Origin of the sequence: Marinobacter persicus (genome assembly GCF_002934325.1) — a bacterium.
GTDB lineage: Bacteria > Pseudomonadota > Gammaproteobacteria > Pseudomonadales > Oleiphilaceae > Marinobacter > Marinobacter persicus_A.
Map to the genome: position 1 here is coordinate 24,625 of NZ_PTIV01000021.1, position 16,840 is coordinate 41,464.

Here is a 16,840-nt window from a genome sequence, read left to right on the forward strand (position 1 = left end):
TGGGGCGGGAGAATGTGGTTAATGGCAGTGAATCACACTCTCCCGGTTTAGCCGGATGGTTCAGTTGCCAGGTCGAATACCAGCTCAAAACAGATAGAGGAGCTGTGACCGGCCTCATGCTCCACCTTGATGTACCCGCCCATAAGTTCCACCAGCCGCTGGACCACGGGCAGCCCCATGTCCCCGGGCGGGGTCTGTTCGATGCCCCCGAAGGCGCTGTTTAACTGGTTCGCCATGGCGCCGCCTCCGGAGTCCGTCACAGTGCAGTTGAGTGTGACACGCTGATCTTCCAGCGACAGGAGGTGACTGCGGAGACTGACAAAACCACTGTCTGAGTACATCAGGGTATTTTCCAGAAGTCCCGCCAGAATTTGCCGTACCCGGGGCGCATCGCCCATCACCATCACGGAATCAGACCACTCCCCCAGCAATTGCAGTTCGAGGCTAGCCCCCTGTTGCTCCGCTGCCAACTGGAATGAGGCGGCACAGTTTTCGACCAGTGGCCGGAGGTCAAACTCCTGCTTATCAGTAGCAAAAGAGCCATTTTCCATACTCGCGTAGTCGAGCACATCCGAAATCACCGTCAGCAGGTCTTCGGTTGAGCGCTGGACCGTCGCCAGCGATTCGCTCTGTTGAAGCGACAGGGGTTCATCGCGCATCTGGTTCAGGGTACCGAGCACCCCGTGGAGGGGCGTGCGCAATTCGTTGCTCATGGCGGTGAGAAATTCAGACTTTGCCTGGCTGGCGTGTTCCGCCTTGCTTCGGGCTTCTTCTGAAATCCTGAGTGTTTCTTCCCGGCTGGTTTCAAGTTCCCGCAAATGGGTTGCCAGATCGTTGAGTTGTTGGTGGATTTCCAGAAGCTCACTGGCATTGCCCTGAACCGGCACACGGTGCTTCTGGTAGTCACCCTCAATTATATTGGCGACACGCCGGGCCAGGCTATGGACCGGGCTAAGTATGTTTCGGAGGAAATGGTTGACGATCACCAGTGTAAAGGCCAGCACGACACCGCCGACGATAACGGACGACCAGAGGATTTCCTGCTCCCGGCTTTCGAGAACATTGGGGTTTACGCCGACTTCCACGGTGCCGACACGCAGGGCGCCGGCATTGCCGCTCCAACCGCCGGCAAACAGGTCACCTCCAAATTCGACCGGTTCCTGAAGAATTTCAGCAGTATGAACGCGGAAATCACCCTCGTTGATGGCCCGGCGGTCGATGCCATGGCTGACAAACCCAAGTTCTGTTCCCGTTAAATCGGTAACGCGGATCCAGTTTGCTTCACTCCGTAACAGCGATTGTCGGAGCACCTGCTCAAGCGCACGCTTGTTGCCGGAAACAACAGCGTATTCCAGCGCCGGGGCAAGGCTGTCAGCCAGCAATTGATTATTCTTCTCAAGATTTTCCCGTGCATCGTCCAGACGCGCGACGGTAAAAAAGACCATCAGGACAACAAACATGACCACTGCTGGTAAGGCGCCAAGCAACAGCAGTCTTGATGATAGCGATAAGCCGGTTTTCTTTGCCGGAGTCATTGTGATCCCTCCCGTGACTCAAGCAGGATTTGATCAACCGTGTCAGCGATATCATCCCGATCCGGTAACGGAATATTGAGCGATCGGGCCACCTGTTCATTGACCTGCACACGGTATTGATCCGGATACCCGGGCGGCGGGAACTGCCCGGTTTCCCGGTAGGCCATCAGGGCTTCGGCGGCCTGTCTGGCCATTTCCGGGAAAGGCGCATAGCTTGAGGCCAGCGAGCCCGCTTTGACGTAACTCTGGTTGGGGCCAATCAGTATCTTGTTGCGCCGGTAAGCAGTCAGAAGGATGTGTTTGATATTTCTCGGGTTGTAAATGGCCTCGTCGTCGGCCGCCAACAGAAAGTCGCCATAACTCAGCGCACGGTTAAGGGTGGGAATCAGTTGCTCATTGGTGTCTGTGATGAAAACCCGTGCCTCCAGCCCGAACGCCTCAAGCTGTTCCAGAAGAGGTTCGTACAGATCTGCCGATTCTGTGGTGGCCAACATCGCGATTCGGGTCGCCTGGGGGAGAATGGCCTTGCCCGTCAACGCCTGGCGAATTAACGGCACGTCCTTATAAACAGCGCCGATCTGGCTACCCGGTTTCTCCTCGTATTCTTTGACCAGCGACTTCTTTACCAGTAAAGCCAGTACGGGTTGTTTCGCATCCTGTTGGAGTACGCGGGAAAAAGCTTGGGGGCCGATAGCCAGTACTGGGGCACGATTTCCGGGCAGGTTTTTGCGGCTGGAGAGGGGCGTGAGATTGAATGCCGGGCCAACACTTTGCTTTATCTGTCGAATGACATATTGATCCAGCGCGTCGTTGCCGGAGCCGGCCACATACACGTCAGTCGCGCCGGCTGATTGGCCAAAAGTCAGTGCCGGCAGCCATAGCAGGACAAGCAGGCAGCACAGCCAGACCCGCCACCGGGCGAAGCTGCTCTCTAATTGCCTATAGGCATCAATATCTGGGGTGGCTTTCATACCTTCCTGGTTTTACGCTCCGTTTTGCCGTGACGGTCGTGGTTTTAGAACCGCACTGCAGCTTCTACAAAGAACTGGTTGTGGTGATCGATGTTGTCATCACGCCCCATTTCCGGGTCCCTGTTCAGATAATGTTGAATGGTAAGTGCCAGCTCGGCATTGTACTTGGGGCCGAAGAACTGTTTGCTGAGTCGCCCGTCAATGCGTTCAAACTGCTCATTGAGCCTTTGAAACTGATCAGCCCAATAATAGGCTGCTGACGCTTTCATGGTCCACGGTAGATCCCGGATAATAGCCAGACTGCCGGAATGGGTGACGGACATACGCTCAAGCAGTTCTGCCTGTTCCTTTTGTTCTTTGGTATCCACATTGCCATTTTCATCAAGAATAGGATCACCCGTGTACCACGTGTCCTGATCAAGGTAAGCATAGCTGGCACGAAGGGTGGTTGCAGGGTATTCAAGCATAGCCTCGATCTCAAATCCCTGCTGGTTGGCGGACAGGCTGTTTGCCAGCGTCCAATCCCGAAGTTTGATGACGCCGCCGATCATATCTCTCAGTTCATCCCGAAAGCCCCGAACCTCGAGATAAAGGAGGGCTTCTTCCATTTGGAATTGCCCGAAGTAACTGATTTCGTAAGACGTAATGTTCTCTTCCTCAAGATCCTCACCCAGAGTCGTCTGGGCGGGGTAAGGGTTTATGTCGGCCATTGTAAGCCGAAACCCCTCAAGTTCAGAGAACTCATCGGGTGACACATTACGGAGGGTGTAGCCGTAATCCGGGTCTTGCTCAAAGGGATCCGGAGTTCGAACGGCTTCCGAATAAACAAAGCGCAGGGCCTGACTGTCATTAAAGACAAAGTTGCTCGCTACTCGCGGAGAAAAATAGCTGTCATCGGTTGTGCTGGTGCGCTCCCAGTTGCCGCCGACATTCAGTGTCAGCCAGTTCCAGGGGCTATATTCCATATTGCCGAAGTAGCGTGACTGATAATTATCGACCGTCCCGTTGAAGTAGGTCTCCGAGCGCAGAGTGTCCTTTCGAAACCCTGCGCCTCCAACCAGCTTTAGGGCTGGATTTACGAGAAGTGTGTCCTGAATTTCCAACTCTAACCGGGCGTCTTCATAGTCGCTGTTTATCTCAGTAAATAACGCAGGAGGGTCTCCGGGATTACCAGAGGGTTCAAAGCAATTCTGGCTGGCGTACAGAGGGGTACCTTGAAGCAGGCAGTCAACGACACCACTGGGTGCAACAATTCGGTAACGTTGCTCGCGGCGGAAGTTTTCCATGGCAGCCTGAATATGAAAAAAATGGTTTTCGGAAAAGTGGTAGTTAAATCTGCTTTGAAGATAATAATCTCTCAGCTCAATGTCAGGATTCTCAATGGGAGTAAGACCGCCGTTTTTACTTGGGTCCTCCTGGTTTACGCCGTCCGCCATCCCTGTACGAAACTCCAGGTTTGCCTGGTCATTGAGCGTGGCTCGCGAATCCCACGTAATGAAATTCAAATTGTGTCCATCGTGGAACTCATTGCCATCCCGTTTGGTGCCAAAGCCGTCAAACTGCCGGTTTTCCAGGGTAAGTCGCCAGTCGACAACTTCACCTGTATTGCCCAGTGACCCAAAGGTTCTTTCATAACCACGAGACCCGCGGCTGACATATGCCTCAACACCATCGGTGTCAGCTGGATCGCGGGTAATAATGTTGATGGTACCCAGAAAAGCATTAATGCCATAAGCAGCGGAGTTGGGCCCCCGCGCAACCTCGATCCGTTCGATCATCTCCAGAGGCACCGGCATGCTTTCCCAGTCCATGTCCGACAGGGTGGCCCGGTGGGCGGTGCGGCCATCGACAAGCACCTGCATCCGGCGTTGCTCGTAATGACTGGTGCCGTGATAGGTCACAACAGGCTGATGGCTGCCCACGAAGTTCACTGTCATGCCAGGCACCAGGCGGAACACCTCGTACAGATGCTTGATGCCTAGATCCCGGATCAGGCTGCCTTCGATAATCGTTGTGCTGCCGGGCACGCGGGTCTTCGGTTGCCTCAGCCGGGTCGTGGTCAATACTTCCGGCACTGGCTCTTCAAAACTTACCGTGCTGGTGTCAAACTCGGGCGGGGCTTCCTGAGCTGCAGCCGGGCCAACAACTGCGGCAAGGGTGCTGACAAAAATGCCGGGCAAGTATCGGGCGATCGGTTGGGCGAAAGGAGATGGCTGCTTTGTCATGAGTGCAATTCGTATTATTCACGCCTGTCGTTTTATAATCCAACCGCAGTCCATTGCTGGCTGTTTGCGTTCATCCTAAGTGACGCGGATTAATTTGTCTCCATAAACGATAGATAAATGCCGAATCGGAGTGGCCATTTTATGAATTGCTGGGAAATTCTGGGGATCGAGCCAACCAACAATCGAGACCGAATCCGCGAGGCCTATGATCGGCAAATGAAATTTGCCTCAGGGGAGGACGCCCAAGCACTGGATCGTGCGTTCCGGGAAGCAACCGGAGAAGTGCCGCCGACGTCAGAGCCAGTTGCTGAGCATTCGGAGGAGGTGCCCCGGTCAGAGCCCGTGGACGACTCCCTTGATGCCAATGACGCCCAGATTGCCCGTGAGGTGGTTATTCAGATCAGGGCATTGCTGAACGATGACCGTCGCCAGCAGGATGTAGGCATCTGGAAGGCAATCCTGTGTGAGCCGCCCGCTGATCAGTTGCCGGTTCGCCGGGAAATTGCCCGTTCCCTTGAGCCACAGCTGCGCCCGATGGCGGAGAACGGCAGCTTCCCGCAGCCGGTGGCAAAATTCCTGGGCGACTGGTTTGATTGGTTCAGTGTCAGCGAGGCCAACCGGCAGCCAGTGCCGGACCAGCCAGACCCGAGAAACTATCCGGAGCCCGGGGTCGGCAAGAACGAGGACAATGACGAGGCGCCCGAACAGCCGCCCCAGATGATGAACTTCTGGCCGGCTGTGATTGGCTGGATCGTGGGTCTGGCGATATTAGCCTCGATCTTCGGGGGCATGAGCGGCGGCTGACGCCTGTTCGATTTTTATCCGGTAACGCTCCGCCAGGATGGCGCCGACAATCACCTGGATCTGGTTGTAGCACATGATCGGCAGCACGATCATGCCAAAGCCGGGGTGCCCGGAGAACAGCACCTTGGCCATCGGCAGGCCTGATGCCAGACTCTTCTTTGAACCACAGAACACCACGGCGGCTTCGTCTTCCAGGCTGAAGCCAAGCTTTCTCACCATCAGCCGGGCAATGAACATGAACAGTGCCAGCAGTGCGAAACAGAGCACAATGGTGAATACGATGGCCTGGATGGGCAGCTTTTGCCACAACCCGCTTTCCACTGAGTGGGAAAAGGCCGAGTAAACGATAATCCAGATCACGCTCTTGTCATAACGTGCCATGAAAGACTCATTTCGGGCCAGAATGCCCCCCAGCCATGGCCTTAGCGCGTGCCCGACCGCAAAAGGCAATAACAGCTGGAGCACAATATCCTTCAGTGCCTCAGCGACAGAAAAGTCCCCTGCACCCGACGTGGAAACCAGTAGCAGCAGCAGGAAAGGCGTCAGCATCATGCCAAACACGTTCGAAGCTGCTGCGCTGCAGATGGCGGCGGGTACATTGCCTTTTGCCATGGCGGTGTAGGCAATGGACGATGAGACTGCTGATGGCAGTACCCCCAGATAGAGAAACCCCAGCCCCAGATCTTTCGGCATCCAGCTTGGGATAATGTCGCTCAATCCGTTAATGGGTAATGCAATCAGCGGGAAGAAGACAAACGTCAATGCCGTAATCAGGATATGCAGCCGCCAGTGTGTGGCGCCCGCGATGATCTGCTGCCGCGACAGCGCCGCACCATGAAAGAAAAACAGTAAAGCCACGGCTACGGTACCAACGGTGCCCAGTATGTCCGCCGCCTGACCGGTTACTGGCAGGAAGGAGGCCAGGACAATGGCGCCCAGCAAAAGCAGGGTGAAGGTATCTATCCGCAATTTCATGGCAATTCCCCCCGCAGCTGAAGAGCCTGGAGGCTGGGGGAGAGCAGGGCGCGTGATAGGGATTCCGCTTTGTCCGCATCCTTGCGGCGGATGGCCGCCAACAGTAGCTCATGATCTTCCTGGCTGGGTTCCGGCAACTCCGAGTCGGTTTCCGTTTGTTCGATGGTCTGGCTCACAGCATTGGCAAAGTAGTCGTAAAGCTCGATCAGTGCCGTGTTGTGGGATGCCTTGACCAGCGCATGGTGAAACCGCTCATCGTGGCGAATGCGCTCGGCGATATCGGTGCCTGCGCCGGCCCGGTCGTCCAGTGCCGTGGTCATTATTTTGAGATCTGCGTCTGTTCGCCGGGCGGCGGCCAGTCGCGCTGCCTCGGTTTCCAGCATGATCCGCACTTCGATCTGTTCTGCCAGCCGGGTACGGGCAATACGTCGTAGGGTTTCGCCCGCATCGCGATTAGCTCGCACGTAGGTACCGTCGCCCTGGCGGGTTTCCAGCATACCAACATGGGCCAGCACGCGAACCGCTTCGCGGATGGTGTTTCGGCTGATGCCCAGCGCTTCTGAAAGTTCTGCTTCCACGGGCAGCCGAGTGCCAACAGGCCATTCGCCGTTCTCAATGTTATGGCGGAGGCTTTCGATGGCAGTGTCCACCAGAGAGCCTTTTCGAATTTTTGTCAGCATATCCTTTGATCCCTTAAACATATCACCCAATCATCCTATGTTTAGATCAAAAGCACAACCACGAGGGGTAACCATGACGAGAATGCCGAGTAACTTTATGAATGAAAAACGCCAGCGGCTGGTCAGGCAGCGACACTGGCGAGAAGGCGGATTCGAGGGAATCCGGTATCAGGGGTGAGCGGTGGCCGTCGCCGGATAGTGCCAGTCCACAGTGCGCGGCTGGCTCTGGGCATTGGTAAACAAGTGGCCAATGTCGGGGACCGCGTACCATAGGTCACCCCGCGCCGGGGCATGACGGGCGAACTCGTTATGGCTCATGCCGATTTCCCACAACTCATTGCTATGCCAGCCTTCGGGCTGCAGCTCAATACGCACCTCGGAGCCGATCAGGCTCACGGACTCAATGCGCAGCGGCAGCCGTGCGTGAGCCGACGGTGAACGCGCCAACTGAACTTCATGGGGACGCATGTACAGCTGTGCCTCCTGGTCGCCCTGGACACTGGGCAGCGATACCCAGGCGTCGCCCTGGGTCAGTTTCTGGTTTTTCAGATTACCTTCAAGCACGTTAACGTGCCCGAGGAAGTCAAAGACAAACCGGCTTTCCGGGCGGGCGTAGAGGGCGGCAGGCTCATTCACCTGTTCCACCTGGCCGTGACTCATCACCACGACCTGGTCTGACAGCTCCAGCGCCTCTTCCTGGTCGTGGGTGACAAAGATGCTGGTGAAATGGAATTCGTCATGCAGCGCCCGCAACCAGCGGCGCAGGTCCTTGCGTACCTTGGCATCCAGCGCGCCGAATGGCTCGTCCAGCAACAGGATGCGCGGTTTGGTGGCCATGGCCCGCGCCAGCGCCACACGTTGCTTTTGCCCGCCGGAGAGCTGTGTGGGGTAACGGTTGGCCAGGTCCGGCAGCTGGATCATCTCAAGCAGTTTGTTGACCCGCTCGCGGATCTCGGTTTTCGGCGGCCGCTGCTTGCGGGGCAGGGATTCCAGGCCAAAGGCGATGTTCTCGGCGACCGTCAGGTGTTTGAACAGCGCGTAATGCTGGAACACAAAACCAATATTGCGGTCCCGCACGTGCAGGTCACTGACATCGTCGCCCCCGAACAGGATGCGCCCGGCGTCGGAGGATTCCAGGCCGGCGATGATGCGCAGGAGGGTGGTCTTGCCAGAGCCCGAAGGCCCAAGCAGGGCGGTCAGCTTGCCCTCGGGAATGTCCAGGCTGACGTTGTCCAGTGCGGTAAAACCGCCAAAACGCTTGCTGATGTTTTCAATGGTAATGCTCATGTTCAGACACCTCCTCTTTCGGGCGCCGGCTGTTCTGGTCGTGACTGCCGCCATTCAACAAAGGCCTTGGCAATCAGCGTAAGAATGGCTATGCCTGCCAGTAGTGAGGCGGCGGCAAAGGCTCCAACAATGTTGTAATCCTGATAAAGCAGTTCAACATGCAGTGGTAAGGTATTGGTTTGACCGCGAATATTTCCTGAAACCACGGACACGGCACCGAATTCCCCCATCGCACGGGCATTGGTCAGGATTACGCCGTAGATCAACGCCCATTTGATGTTGGGCAGGGTGATCTTGCGGAAGACCCGCCAGCCCGAGGCACCCAGTACCACGCCGGCTTCTTCCTCTTCGCTGCCTTGCTGCTGCATCAGCGGAATCAGTTCCCGGGCCACGAACGGCGACGTTACAAACACGGTAACCATGACAATGCCCGGCCAGGAGAACATCAGCTGGATGTCGTACTGGCCCAGCCAACTGCCTACCCAGCCATTGCGCCCATACAGCAACAGGTACAGGAGACCGGCCACGACCGGCGATACCGCAAAGGGAATGTCGATCAGCGTGGTCAGAAGCTTACGCCCCGGGAACCGGAAACGGGTGACCGACCAGGCCAGCGCGGTACCGAACACCAGGTTCAGGGGCACGGTCAGCAGCGCCACAAACAGGGTCAGGCCGATGGCATGCAGGGTGTATTCGTCCAGCACGTTACTGGTGAAGGTGCTCCAGCCTGCACTCAGGGCCTGGTAGAAAATCACGACCAGGGGAATGACCAGCAGGATCACGGTGATACTCAGGGCCAGGCCGACGAGGATGCGTCGCACCCAGGGCTGGTCGCCCACGCGATGGTGTTTCGCCGCCATTTACCGGCCCTCCAGGCGGCGCAGATAGCGCCCTTGCCAGAGATGGATGGCAAACAGCAGGCACAGCGAGACCAACAGCATCAGTGACGCAATGGCACTGGCCGCGGCGTAGTCGTATTCCTGCAGACGCACGAAGATCATCAGACTGGTGACTTCACTGACGTAGGGTGTGTTGCCGGCAATGAAAATGATGGCGCCAAATTCGCCCAGGCTGCGGGTGAATGATAGGGCAATACCGGTCACCACCGCCGGCCACAGCGAAGGGAAAATCACTTTTCGGAAGACCCTCAGGTCGGAGGCGCCCAGGCTGACCGCCGCTTCTTCATCGGCCGGCGACAGCTCTTCCAATACCGGCTGAACCGTGCGCACCACAAAGGGAATACTGGTGAAAGCCATGGCCACTACGATGCCCAGCGGGGTAAATGCCACTTCCACGCCGATCTTCTCCAGCATCTGACCATACCAGCCGTTGGTGGCAAACAACGTTGCCAGGGTAATGCCGGCCACGGCGGTGGGCAGCGCGAAGGGAAGATCCACCACTGCGTCCACCAGGCGCTTGCCGGGAAAATCGTAACGCACCAGTACCCAGGCCAGTAGCAGGCCGAAGGCCCCGTTGAACAGGGAAGCCGCCAGTGCAGTCCAGAGGGTGACCTTGTAGGATTCCACAACGCGGGGATCAGTCACGGTGAACCAGAACTGATCCCACGTCATGCCGGCGGTTTCCATGACCAGGCCGGTCAGGGGAAGCAGCAGCACCAGACTGACGAAAAACAGCGAAATGCCGAGGCTCAGACCGAACCCCGGCAATACCCGTTTACTGCGACCAGCAAAGCGCCGCACGGGGGCGGCGCCTGCTGCCTGGGAAGGCGCGGACATAGCGACCTCTTAACGCCGACGCTGCAGTTGGTCGAGTTTGCCGCCACTGGTGAAGTGGGTTTCCATGGCGTTGTCCCAGCCACCGGCAATTTCATCGATGGACTTGAGCTTCAGTTCCGGGAAGCGATCCGCGTTTTCCTGCTTCACGGTTTCGTTGTGTACCCGGTAGTTGAAGCCCGCCAGCAGGCGCTGGGCATCCTCGGAATAGAGGTGCTTCAGGTATTCCTTGGCCAGGGCTTCGGTGCCGTTCTGCTCGACGTACTCGTCAATCCAGGTCACCGGGAATTCGGCCAGGAAGCTCACTTCCGGTGTTACCGGCACGTATTCGCCATTCTCGAAGCGGTCGGCAATGTTCAGCACTTCAGATTCGAAAGTCAGCAGTACGTCGCCAATGCCACGCTCAACAAAGGTAGTGGTGGCGCCGCGGCCGCCGCTGTCGAAAACCTTCACGTTGCCGAGCAGCTCCGACATGAACTGGTCGATTTTCTCCTGGTCATCGCCGTAGGTTTCCTGGGCATAACCGAGGGCAGCCAGGTAGGTATAACGGGCGTTACCGGAGGTTTTCGGGTTCGGCATCACCAGGTCCACGTCTTCGCGAACCAGGTCGTCCCAGTTCTGGATGTTCTTGGGGTTACCTTCCCGCACCAGGAAAGCCATGGTGGAATAGTACGGCGAGCTGTTGTTCGGCAGGCGGTCGGCCCAGTTCTCCGGGATCAGGTTGCCGCGTTCGTGCAGGATGTTGATGTCAGTTACCTGGTTGAAGGTGGCCACATCGGCCTTCAGGCCCTGAATGATGGCTTGCGCCTGCTTGGAGGAACCGGCGTGAGACTGTTTGATCTCGACGGTTTCACCGGTTTTTTCAAGCCAATGGTCCTTGAACTCTTCGTTATAGGCAGCGAACAGTTCACGGGCAATGTCGTAGGAGGTATTGAGCAGCTCACGGTCTGCCGAGAATGCGGGTTGAGCGGAGAGCAGGGCGGCGCCCAGTGCAATGCCTTTCAGCAAGTGTTTCATGATTGCTCCTCAGAAATCGGTGATTGAAATCTGAGGAGCAATGTATCAGAGAGGGTTAAGAACGAAAAATATTAAAAATAAATATTATCCGAACTAAAGGGAATATGCATTAGTAGCGCAGCAGTGCAGAACCCCAGGTAAAGCCACCGCCGAATGCTTCCAGCAGCACGGTCTGGTTCCGCTGGATACGGCCATCGCGAACCGCCTCGTCCAGCGCCAGGGGAATAGAGGCTGCGGAGGTGTTGCCGTGCTTGTTCACGGTCACCACCACCTGGTCCATGGGCATGTGCAGCTTTTTCGCCGTTGCGGCAATGATGCGCAGGTTGGCCTGATGGGGAACCAGCCAGTCAACATCGGACTTCTGCATCTGGTTGGCTTCCAGGGTTTCATCCACGATGCGACCGAGGGTGTTCACTGCCATCTTGAAGACTTCGTTGCCTTTCATCTCTACAAAAGCCGTGCCGGCTTTAACCGCATCAAACTCATTGGCAACGCCACAGGGCACATGCAGCAGCTTTTCGTAGCGACCATCGGCATGCAGGTGAGTCGAGAGAATGCCGGTTTCCTCGCTGGCCTCAAGCACAACGGCACCGGCGCCGTCGCCAAACAGCACGCAAGTACCGCGATCTTCCCAGTCCAGCAGACGGGAGAACACTTCAGCGCCGATGACCAGTGCTTTCTTGCTGGAACCGGAAGTGATGAACTTTTCGGCGGTGGTCAGTGCATAAACAAAGCCAGAACATACGGCCTGGACATCAAAGGCGGGGCAGCCATTCTGGATACCCAGTCGCGACTGCAGCAAGCAGGCGCTGCTGGGGAAAACCTTATCGGGCGTGGTGGTGGCAAAGACAATCAGGTCAATGTCGTTCGCCTCAATACCCGCAGCCTCCAGGGCGCGGAGCGAGGCTTGCTCAGCCAGATCCACGGTGCTCTGGCCTGGAAGGGCAATGTGACGCTGCTCAATACCGGTTCGCTCACGAATCCATTGATCAGAGGTGTCCACCCGCTTTTCGAGATCGAGATTGGTGACGATGTTGTCTGGCAGGTAAGAGCCGGTACCGGCAATGCGTGCAAAAGTCATGCGTCGTTTCCAGTGTTCGATAAGGTAAAGAAAACCCGATAGTAACCCTTTCCAGCGTTCAGAGTAATTAGCGGTTTGTCATAGTCTGGCCGGCACAGTCTGTGCCACTGTGCCGGCCAGCCCGGTTTGCTTCTTTAGCTCTCCTTGAGCGTGTTCATATCGATCACAAACCGGTATTTCACATCGCCTCTCTTCATCCGTTCGTAGGCTTCGTTGATGTTCTTCATGTCCAGCATCTCAATATCGCAGGTGATGCCATGCTCAGCGCAGAAATTCAGCACCTCCTGGGTTTCCGGCATACCTCCGATAAGCGAGCCTGCCAGAACGCGACGCTTGAACACCAGTTGGCCAGCCTGCAGTGCTGGCTCAATCGGCTCCAGAAGCCCAACCAGAATATGGGTGCCATCAAACTTGAGGCAATTCAGGTAAGGATTCAGGTCGTGCTGTACCGGCACCGTATCCAACATGAAGTCAAATGATTCTGCCACGGCTTCCATCTGTTTTTCGTCCGTGGAAATGACTACATGGTCGGCGCCCTGTTTTTTGGCTTCAGCAACCTTGCTCTCGGAGCGAGTGAAGATGGTGACTTCCGCCCCCAGTGCCTTGGCGAACTTTACGCCCATGTGGCCCAGGCCGCCCATGCCAATTACGCCAACCTTATGACCCTTACTCACGCCATAGTGGCGCAAAGGTGAATACGTGGTAATGCCAGCGCAGAGAATGGGCGCCGCGGTGGCCGGGTCCAGGTTCTCCGGAATACGGACCACAAACCGATCACTGACAACGACAGAGGTGGAGTAGCCACCGAAGGTGATGCTGCCGTCGTGGCGATCTTCACCGTTATAGGTGCCTGTCATGCCCTCAAGGCAGTATTGTTCCAGGCCAGCTTCGCAGGCAGAGCAGGTGCGACAGCTATCGACCATGCAACCCACGCCAACCAGGTCGCCAACTTTGTAATCTTTTACCTCGGGCCCGACCGCGGTCACACGGCCTACAATTTCGTGCCCCGGCACTACAGGATATTCGGTAACGCCCCAGTCGTTTTCCACGAAATGGATGTCCGTGTGGCAGACGCCGCAGTAATCGATGTCAATCGCCACGTCGTCAGCGCGCAGCTCCCGGCGGTCAAAGGCATAGGGGCCCAGGCCGGAAGATGGGCTGGTTGCGGCATAAGCTTTGGTATTTGCCATGTTGTTCACTCCTCAACGATTGGTGTGAAATGCCCTTCGGTATACGTTTAGCAGACTAACAAGATCACGCAGGCTACGTATATAGCGCTCCTTGAATTGTAGAGACGACCGGTCTAAAATATTTTCCATGAACACAGCAGAGCAAACAGCAAACCGCGCTGAACAAGCGGACCAACAAGCCCCACGCCGGCGGGGACGACCGCCCAGGAAGAGGGAAGATCTCACCGAGACCCGTGAACTGCTTTTGCGCGCCGGGCTGGAAGTGTTGACGGAGAAGGGTTTCTCGTCGGTTGGCATCGATCAGATCCTTCGCCGGGTAGGGGTTCCAAAAGGGTCTTTCTATCACTACTTTAAGAGCAAAGAGGCTTTCGGCCTTGCCCTGATTGATCGCTACACCCGCTTTTTCGCCCACAAGCTGGACCAGCACTTTCTCAACACCGAGCTGGCGCCATTGGACCGGGTAAGGGCGTTCGTGGATGACGCGGCCGAAGGCATGGCCCGTTACGATTTCCGTCGGGGCTGCCTGATTGGCAACCTGGGCCAGGAAATGGCCGTTTTGCCGGAAAGTTTCCGGTCCAGACTCAAGGAAACGTTCGAGGACTGGGAAAACCGGTTCAAGGCATGCCTGATGGAAGCCCAGCGTTACGGTGAGTTGTCCGAGGCTGCCGATACGGAACAATTGGCCAGCTTCTTCTGGATTGGTTGGGAAGGCGCTGTTTTGAGGGCCAAGCTTGAGCAGGAATCCACACCATTGATGGTGTTCGCGAAGTACTATTTCGCCGGACTGCCGACGAAATAAAATTTTTTAACCATAAATAGACGACCAGTCTAATTTAGGAGGTGAAGTCATGTTCAAAGGCATTTTGATCGAGAAAGACGACAACGGCTATCGGGCCGGCCTGAAAGAACTCGACGAGGCCCAGTTACCCGAAGGCAATGTGACGGTTCGCATCAGCCACTCAACCCTGAACTACAAAGACGCGCTTGCCATTACCGGTAAAGGCCCGGTGGTTAAACAGTTCCCCATGGTGCCTGGCATCGACTTCGTGGGTGAAGTGGAAGAAAGCTCCCACCCGGAACACAAGGTTGGCGACAAGGTCGTCCTGAACGGCTGGGGTGTCGGTGAAGGCCATTGGGGTGGCCTGGCCCAGAAAGCCCGGGTAAACGGCGACTGGCTGATCCCGCTGCCGGAGCAGTTCTCACCGGAGCAGGCCATGGCCATTGGTACCGCCGGTTACACCGCCATGCTATGTGTTCTGGCCCTGGAAAAGCACGGCGTAAAGCCGGAAGACGGTGAAATTGTCGTGACCGGCGCCAACGGGGGCGTTGGCAGTGTCGCCATCTCCGTGCTGTCCAAGCTTGGCTACGATGTGGTGGCGGTAACCGGACGCCCGGACGATGCCGACTACCTCAAGCAGCTTGGCGCCAAGGACATCCTGGACCGCGCGGAATTCTCCGAGAAAGCCAAGCCGCTGGGTAAATCCCGCTGGGCAGGCGCCGTGGATGTTGCCGGTGATAACGTGCTGGCCAACATCTGTTCCACCATGAAGTATCGCGGCGTAGTTACTGCCTGTGGCCTGGCCGCTGGCATGAACTTCCCGGCAACCGTGGCACCGTTCATCCTGCGTGGTGTCACCCTGGCCGGTATCGACAGCGTGATGTGTCCGCGTGAAGACCGCCTGGAAGCCTGGAAGCGCCTGGGTACCAACCTGGACGTGGACAAGCTGGGCGAAATCGGCCATGAAATCGGCCTGGGCGATGCTATCTCTAAAGCCGAGGAGCTGCTGGAAGGCAAGGTTCGCGGCCGCATCATTGTCGATGTGAACCGGTAAGAAAGAACCGCAGAACTTCCGGTAATAGCCCGACTCTGGAAGGCCCTCATGGCCTTCCGGAGTTTTTTCTGTTCTTCTGCACACCGTTTTTGATCACTCAGTACTGTTAGCCCCACCCTGGAGACCACCCAATGAGCCGTCTTCCCTTATCCTCACTCTTTCTCATCATCAGCGGCTGTCTGATGCTGATGCTGTCTTTCGGCTTGCGCTCCAGTTTTGGGCTGTTTGTGGAGCCGATTGGCGAGTTCAACGATTGGGGGCGCGATATCCTGGGCCTGGCGCTGGCCATCCAGAACCTCGCGTGGGGTGTGGTTGCGGTGGTTGCTGGTGGTCTGGCAGACCGTTTTGGTACCACCAAGGTGCTGGTGGCCGGTGCTGCGCTTTATGCCGGCGGCATCCTGATGACCGTGAATGTCACCGATGTCTGGAGCCTGAACGCAGGCCTGGGCGTGTTGATCGGCGCCGGCGTTGCCGGTACCTCGTTTGGTATCGTGCTGCCTGCCATGGCACAAGCGGTGGCACCCGAGCAGCGCCAACTGGTCTTGGGCATTGGCACCGCTGCGGCTTCCGCCGGTCAGTTTTTGCTGGTGCCGGTTATTGGCCAGTTAGTGGAATCGCTGGGTTGGAACGTTGCGCTGCAGGCCATGGCAGGAATGGCGCTCGTAATGGCATTACTGGCCATGCCGCTGGCCCGGCCCCGGGGGCATGATGGACACGCTGCCGCCCACCATGATCAAAACGAACCGTCCTTTTCCGAAATCGTGCGCATCGCCCGTGGGCACAGGCCCTACTGGCTCCTGATCCTGGGCTTTTTTGTTTGTGGTTTTCACGTGGCGTTTATCACCGTGCACCTGCCACCATTCCTGACCGAAGCCGGTTTCAGTACCAGCGTGGCCGCCTGGTCCATCAGCCTGATTGGCCTGTTCAATATTGCAGGCTCGCTCCTGTCCGGTGTGTTGTCCGGACGTTTCGGGCTTCGCAATGTATTGATCGCCATCTATGGCGCCCGTGCGCTTCTGATCACGCTGTTCCTGGTCCTGCCACTGACCCAGGTGTCTGTCATCCTGTTCAGTTGCGTGATGGGGGTGTTGTGGCTGGCCACGGTGCCGCCGACCAGTGGGTTGGTGTCTACCATGTTCGGCACCCGCTACATGGCGACTTTCTATGGCGTGGTCTACCTGGGACATCAGGTGGGCAGCTTCTCGGGCGTTTGGCTGGGTGGCGTACTGTATGAACTGACCGGCAACTACAATATCGTCTGGTGGCTTGCCGTGGGTCTCAGCCTGGTGGCCATGGCCCTGCATTGGCCCATCAGTGAGACGAAGGCGGAAGCCAAAGTGCAAAACGCCTGACAAAGAAGCCCGGCACACAGCCGGAATACTTCCCGTTATACCCGGATTCTGGGAGACTGTGAGGTCTTCCAGAGTTTTTTATTTGGTTCAGTCCTCACGGCTCGACTTGCCAGTGATGTGTTCTAGGAACGCTGCATTAAACCGGATCAGCTTCCTGC

15 protein-coding genes are annotated in these 16,840 nt (G+C 56.9%); 4 read left to right on the forward strand and 11 right to left on the reverse strand.

From position 1 onward, the window contains the following. Positions 1-47: 47 nt before the first annotated feature. Genes BY454_RS11395 through BY454_RS11405 form a run of 3 tightly spaced genes read right to left on the reverse strand, consistent with a single transcriptional unit; the run spans position 48 to position 4,731 of the window. Positions 48-1,535 (reverse strand): sensor histidine kinase, encoded by a 1,488-nt coding sequence (locus tag BY454_RS11395; protein ID WP_104416537.1) that lies wholly within the window; start codon positions 1,533-1,535, stop codon positions 48-50. Then, positions 1,532-2,506 carry an ABC transporter substrate-binding protein gene (locus BY454_RS11400; protein ID WP_258075635.1) on the reverse strand — a complete coding sequence of 325 codons (975 nt, stop codon included), beginning with the start codon at positions 2,504-2,506 and terminating at the stop codon, positions 1,532-1,534. The genes BY454_RS11395 and BY454_RS11400 overlap by 4 nt, the downstream gene beginning before the upstream one ends. A 44-nt stretch (positions 2,507-2,550) precedes the next feature. Then, positions 2,551-4,731 (reverse strand): TonB-dependent receptor plug domain-containing protein, encoded by a 2,181-nt coding sequence (locus BY454_RS11405; RefSeq protein ID WP_104416538.1) that lies wholly within the window; start codon positions 4,729-4,731, stop codon positions 2,551-2,553. 141 nt (positions 4,732-4,872) lie between these two features. Here BY454_RS11405 and BY454_RS11410 point away from each other — a divergent pair, with 141 nt between their 5' ends. Next, positions 4,873-5,535 carry a molecular chaperone DnaJ gene (locus tag BY454_RS11410; protein WP_104416539.1) on the forward strand — a complete coding sequence of 221 codons (663 nt, stop codon included), beginning with the start codon at positions 4,873-4,875 and terminating at the stop codon, positions 5,533-5,535. On the opposite strand, the gene BY454_RS11415 is transcribed toward BY454_RS11410, so the two are convergent. The 8 genes from BY454_RS11415 to BY454_RS11450 all read right to left on the reverse strand — a co-directional run bounded on the left by BY454_RS11415 (position 5,500) and on the right by BY454_RS11450 (position 13,498). Beyond that, the gene (locus BY454_RS11415) at positions 5,500-6,510 is read right to left on the reverse strand and encodes a bile acid:sodium symporter family protein (RefSeq protein ID WP_104416540.1); all 1,011 of its coding nucleotides are present in this window, start codon (positions 6,508-6,510) and stop codon (positions 5,500-5,502) included. The genes BY454_RS11410 and BY454_RS11415 overlap by 36 nt on opposite strands. After that, complete coding sequence (locus BY454_RS11420; protein WP_104416541.1) at positions 6,507-7,190, reverse strand: FadR/GntR family transcriptional regulator; 684 nt, start codon at positions 7,188-7,190, stop codon at positions 6,507-6,509. Before BY454_RS11420 ends, BY454_RS11415 begins: the two co-directional genes overlap by 4 nt. 168 nt (positions 7,191-7,358) lie before the next feature. Continuing rightward, positions 7,359-8,477 (reverse strand): sulfate/molybdate ABC transporter ATP-binding protein, encoded by a 1,119-nt coding sequence (locus tag BY454_RS11425; protein WP_104416542.1) that lies wholly within the window; start codon positions 8,475-8,477, stop codon positions 7,359-7,361. A 2-nt stretch (positions 8,478-8,479) separates the two neighbouring features. After that, entirely contained in the window at positions 8,480-9,337 is an 858-nt protein-coding gene (gene cysW / locus BY454_RS11430; RefSeq protein ID WP_104416543.1) for a sulfate ABC transporter permease subunit CysW, read from the reverse strand. After that, a complete protein-coding gene (cysT, locus tag BY454_RS11435; protein ID WP_104416544.1) occupies positions 9,338-10,213 on the reverse strand; it encodes a sulfate/thiosulfate ABC transporter permease CysT in 876 nt (291 codons plus the stop codon). It lies immediately after the preceding gene. Between the two features lie 9 nt (positions 10,214-10,222). Further along, complete coding sequence (cysP, locus tag BY454_RS11440) at positions 10,223-11,227, reverse strand: thiosulfate ABC transporter substrate-binding protein CysP (RefSeq protein WP_104416545.1); 1,005 nt, start codon at positions 11,225-11,227, stop codon at positions 10,223-10,225. Between the two features lie 109 nt (positions 11,228-11,336). Further along, positions 11,337-12,308, reverse strand: a complete 972-nt coding sequence (locus BY454_RS11445) for a beta-ketoacyl-ACP synthase III (protein ID WP_104416546.1) — start codon at positions 12,306-12,308, stop codon at positions 11,337-11,339. 134 nt (positions 12,309-12,442) lie between these two features. After that, a complete protein-coding gene (locus tag BY454_RS11450) occupies positions 12,443-13,498 on the reverse strand; it encodes an NAD(P)-dependent alcohol dehydrogenase (RefSeq protein WP_104416547.1) in 1,056 nt (351 codons plus the stop codon). Positions 13,499-13,625: 127 nt separating this feature from the next. Between BY454_RS11450 and acuR the strand changes: the two genes are divergently transcribed. From acuR to BY454_RS11465, 3 genes are all read left to right on the forward strand, one after another. Further along, positions 13,626-14,297 carry an acrylate utilization transcriptional regulator AcuR gene (gene acuR / locus BY454_RS11455; protein WP_104416548.1) on the forward strand — a complete coding sequence of 224 codons (672 nt, stop codon included), beginning with the start codon at positions 13,626-13,628 and terminating at the stop codon, positions 14,295-14,297. A gap of 49 nt (positions 14,298-14,346) precedes the next feature. Then, entirely contained in the window at positions 14,347-15,330 is a 984-nt protein-coding gene (gene acuI, locus BY454_RS11460) for an acrylyl-CoA reductase (NADPH) (protein ID WP_104416549.1), read from the forward strand. Positions 15,331-15,461: 131 nt separating this feature from the next. Next, on the forward strand, positions 15,462-16,682 hold the full coding sequence (locus tag BY454_RS11465) for an MFS transporter (protein ID WP_104416550.1): 1,221 nt from the start codon (positions 15,462-15,464) through the stop codon (positions 16,680-16,682). Positions 16,683-16,840: the final 158 nt, after the last annotated feature.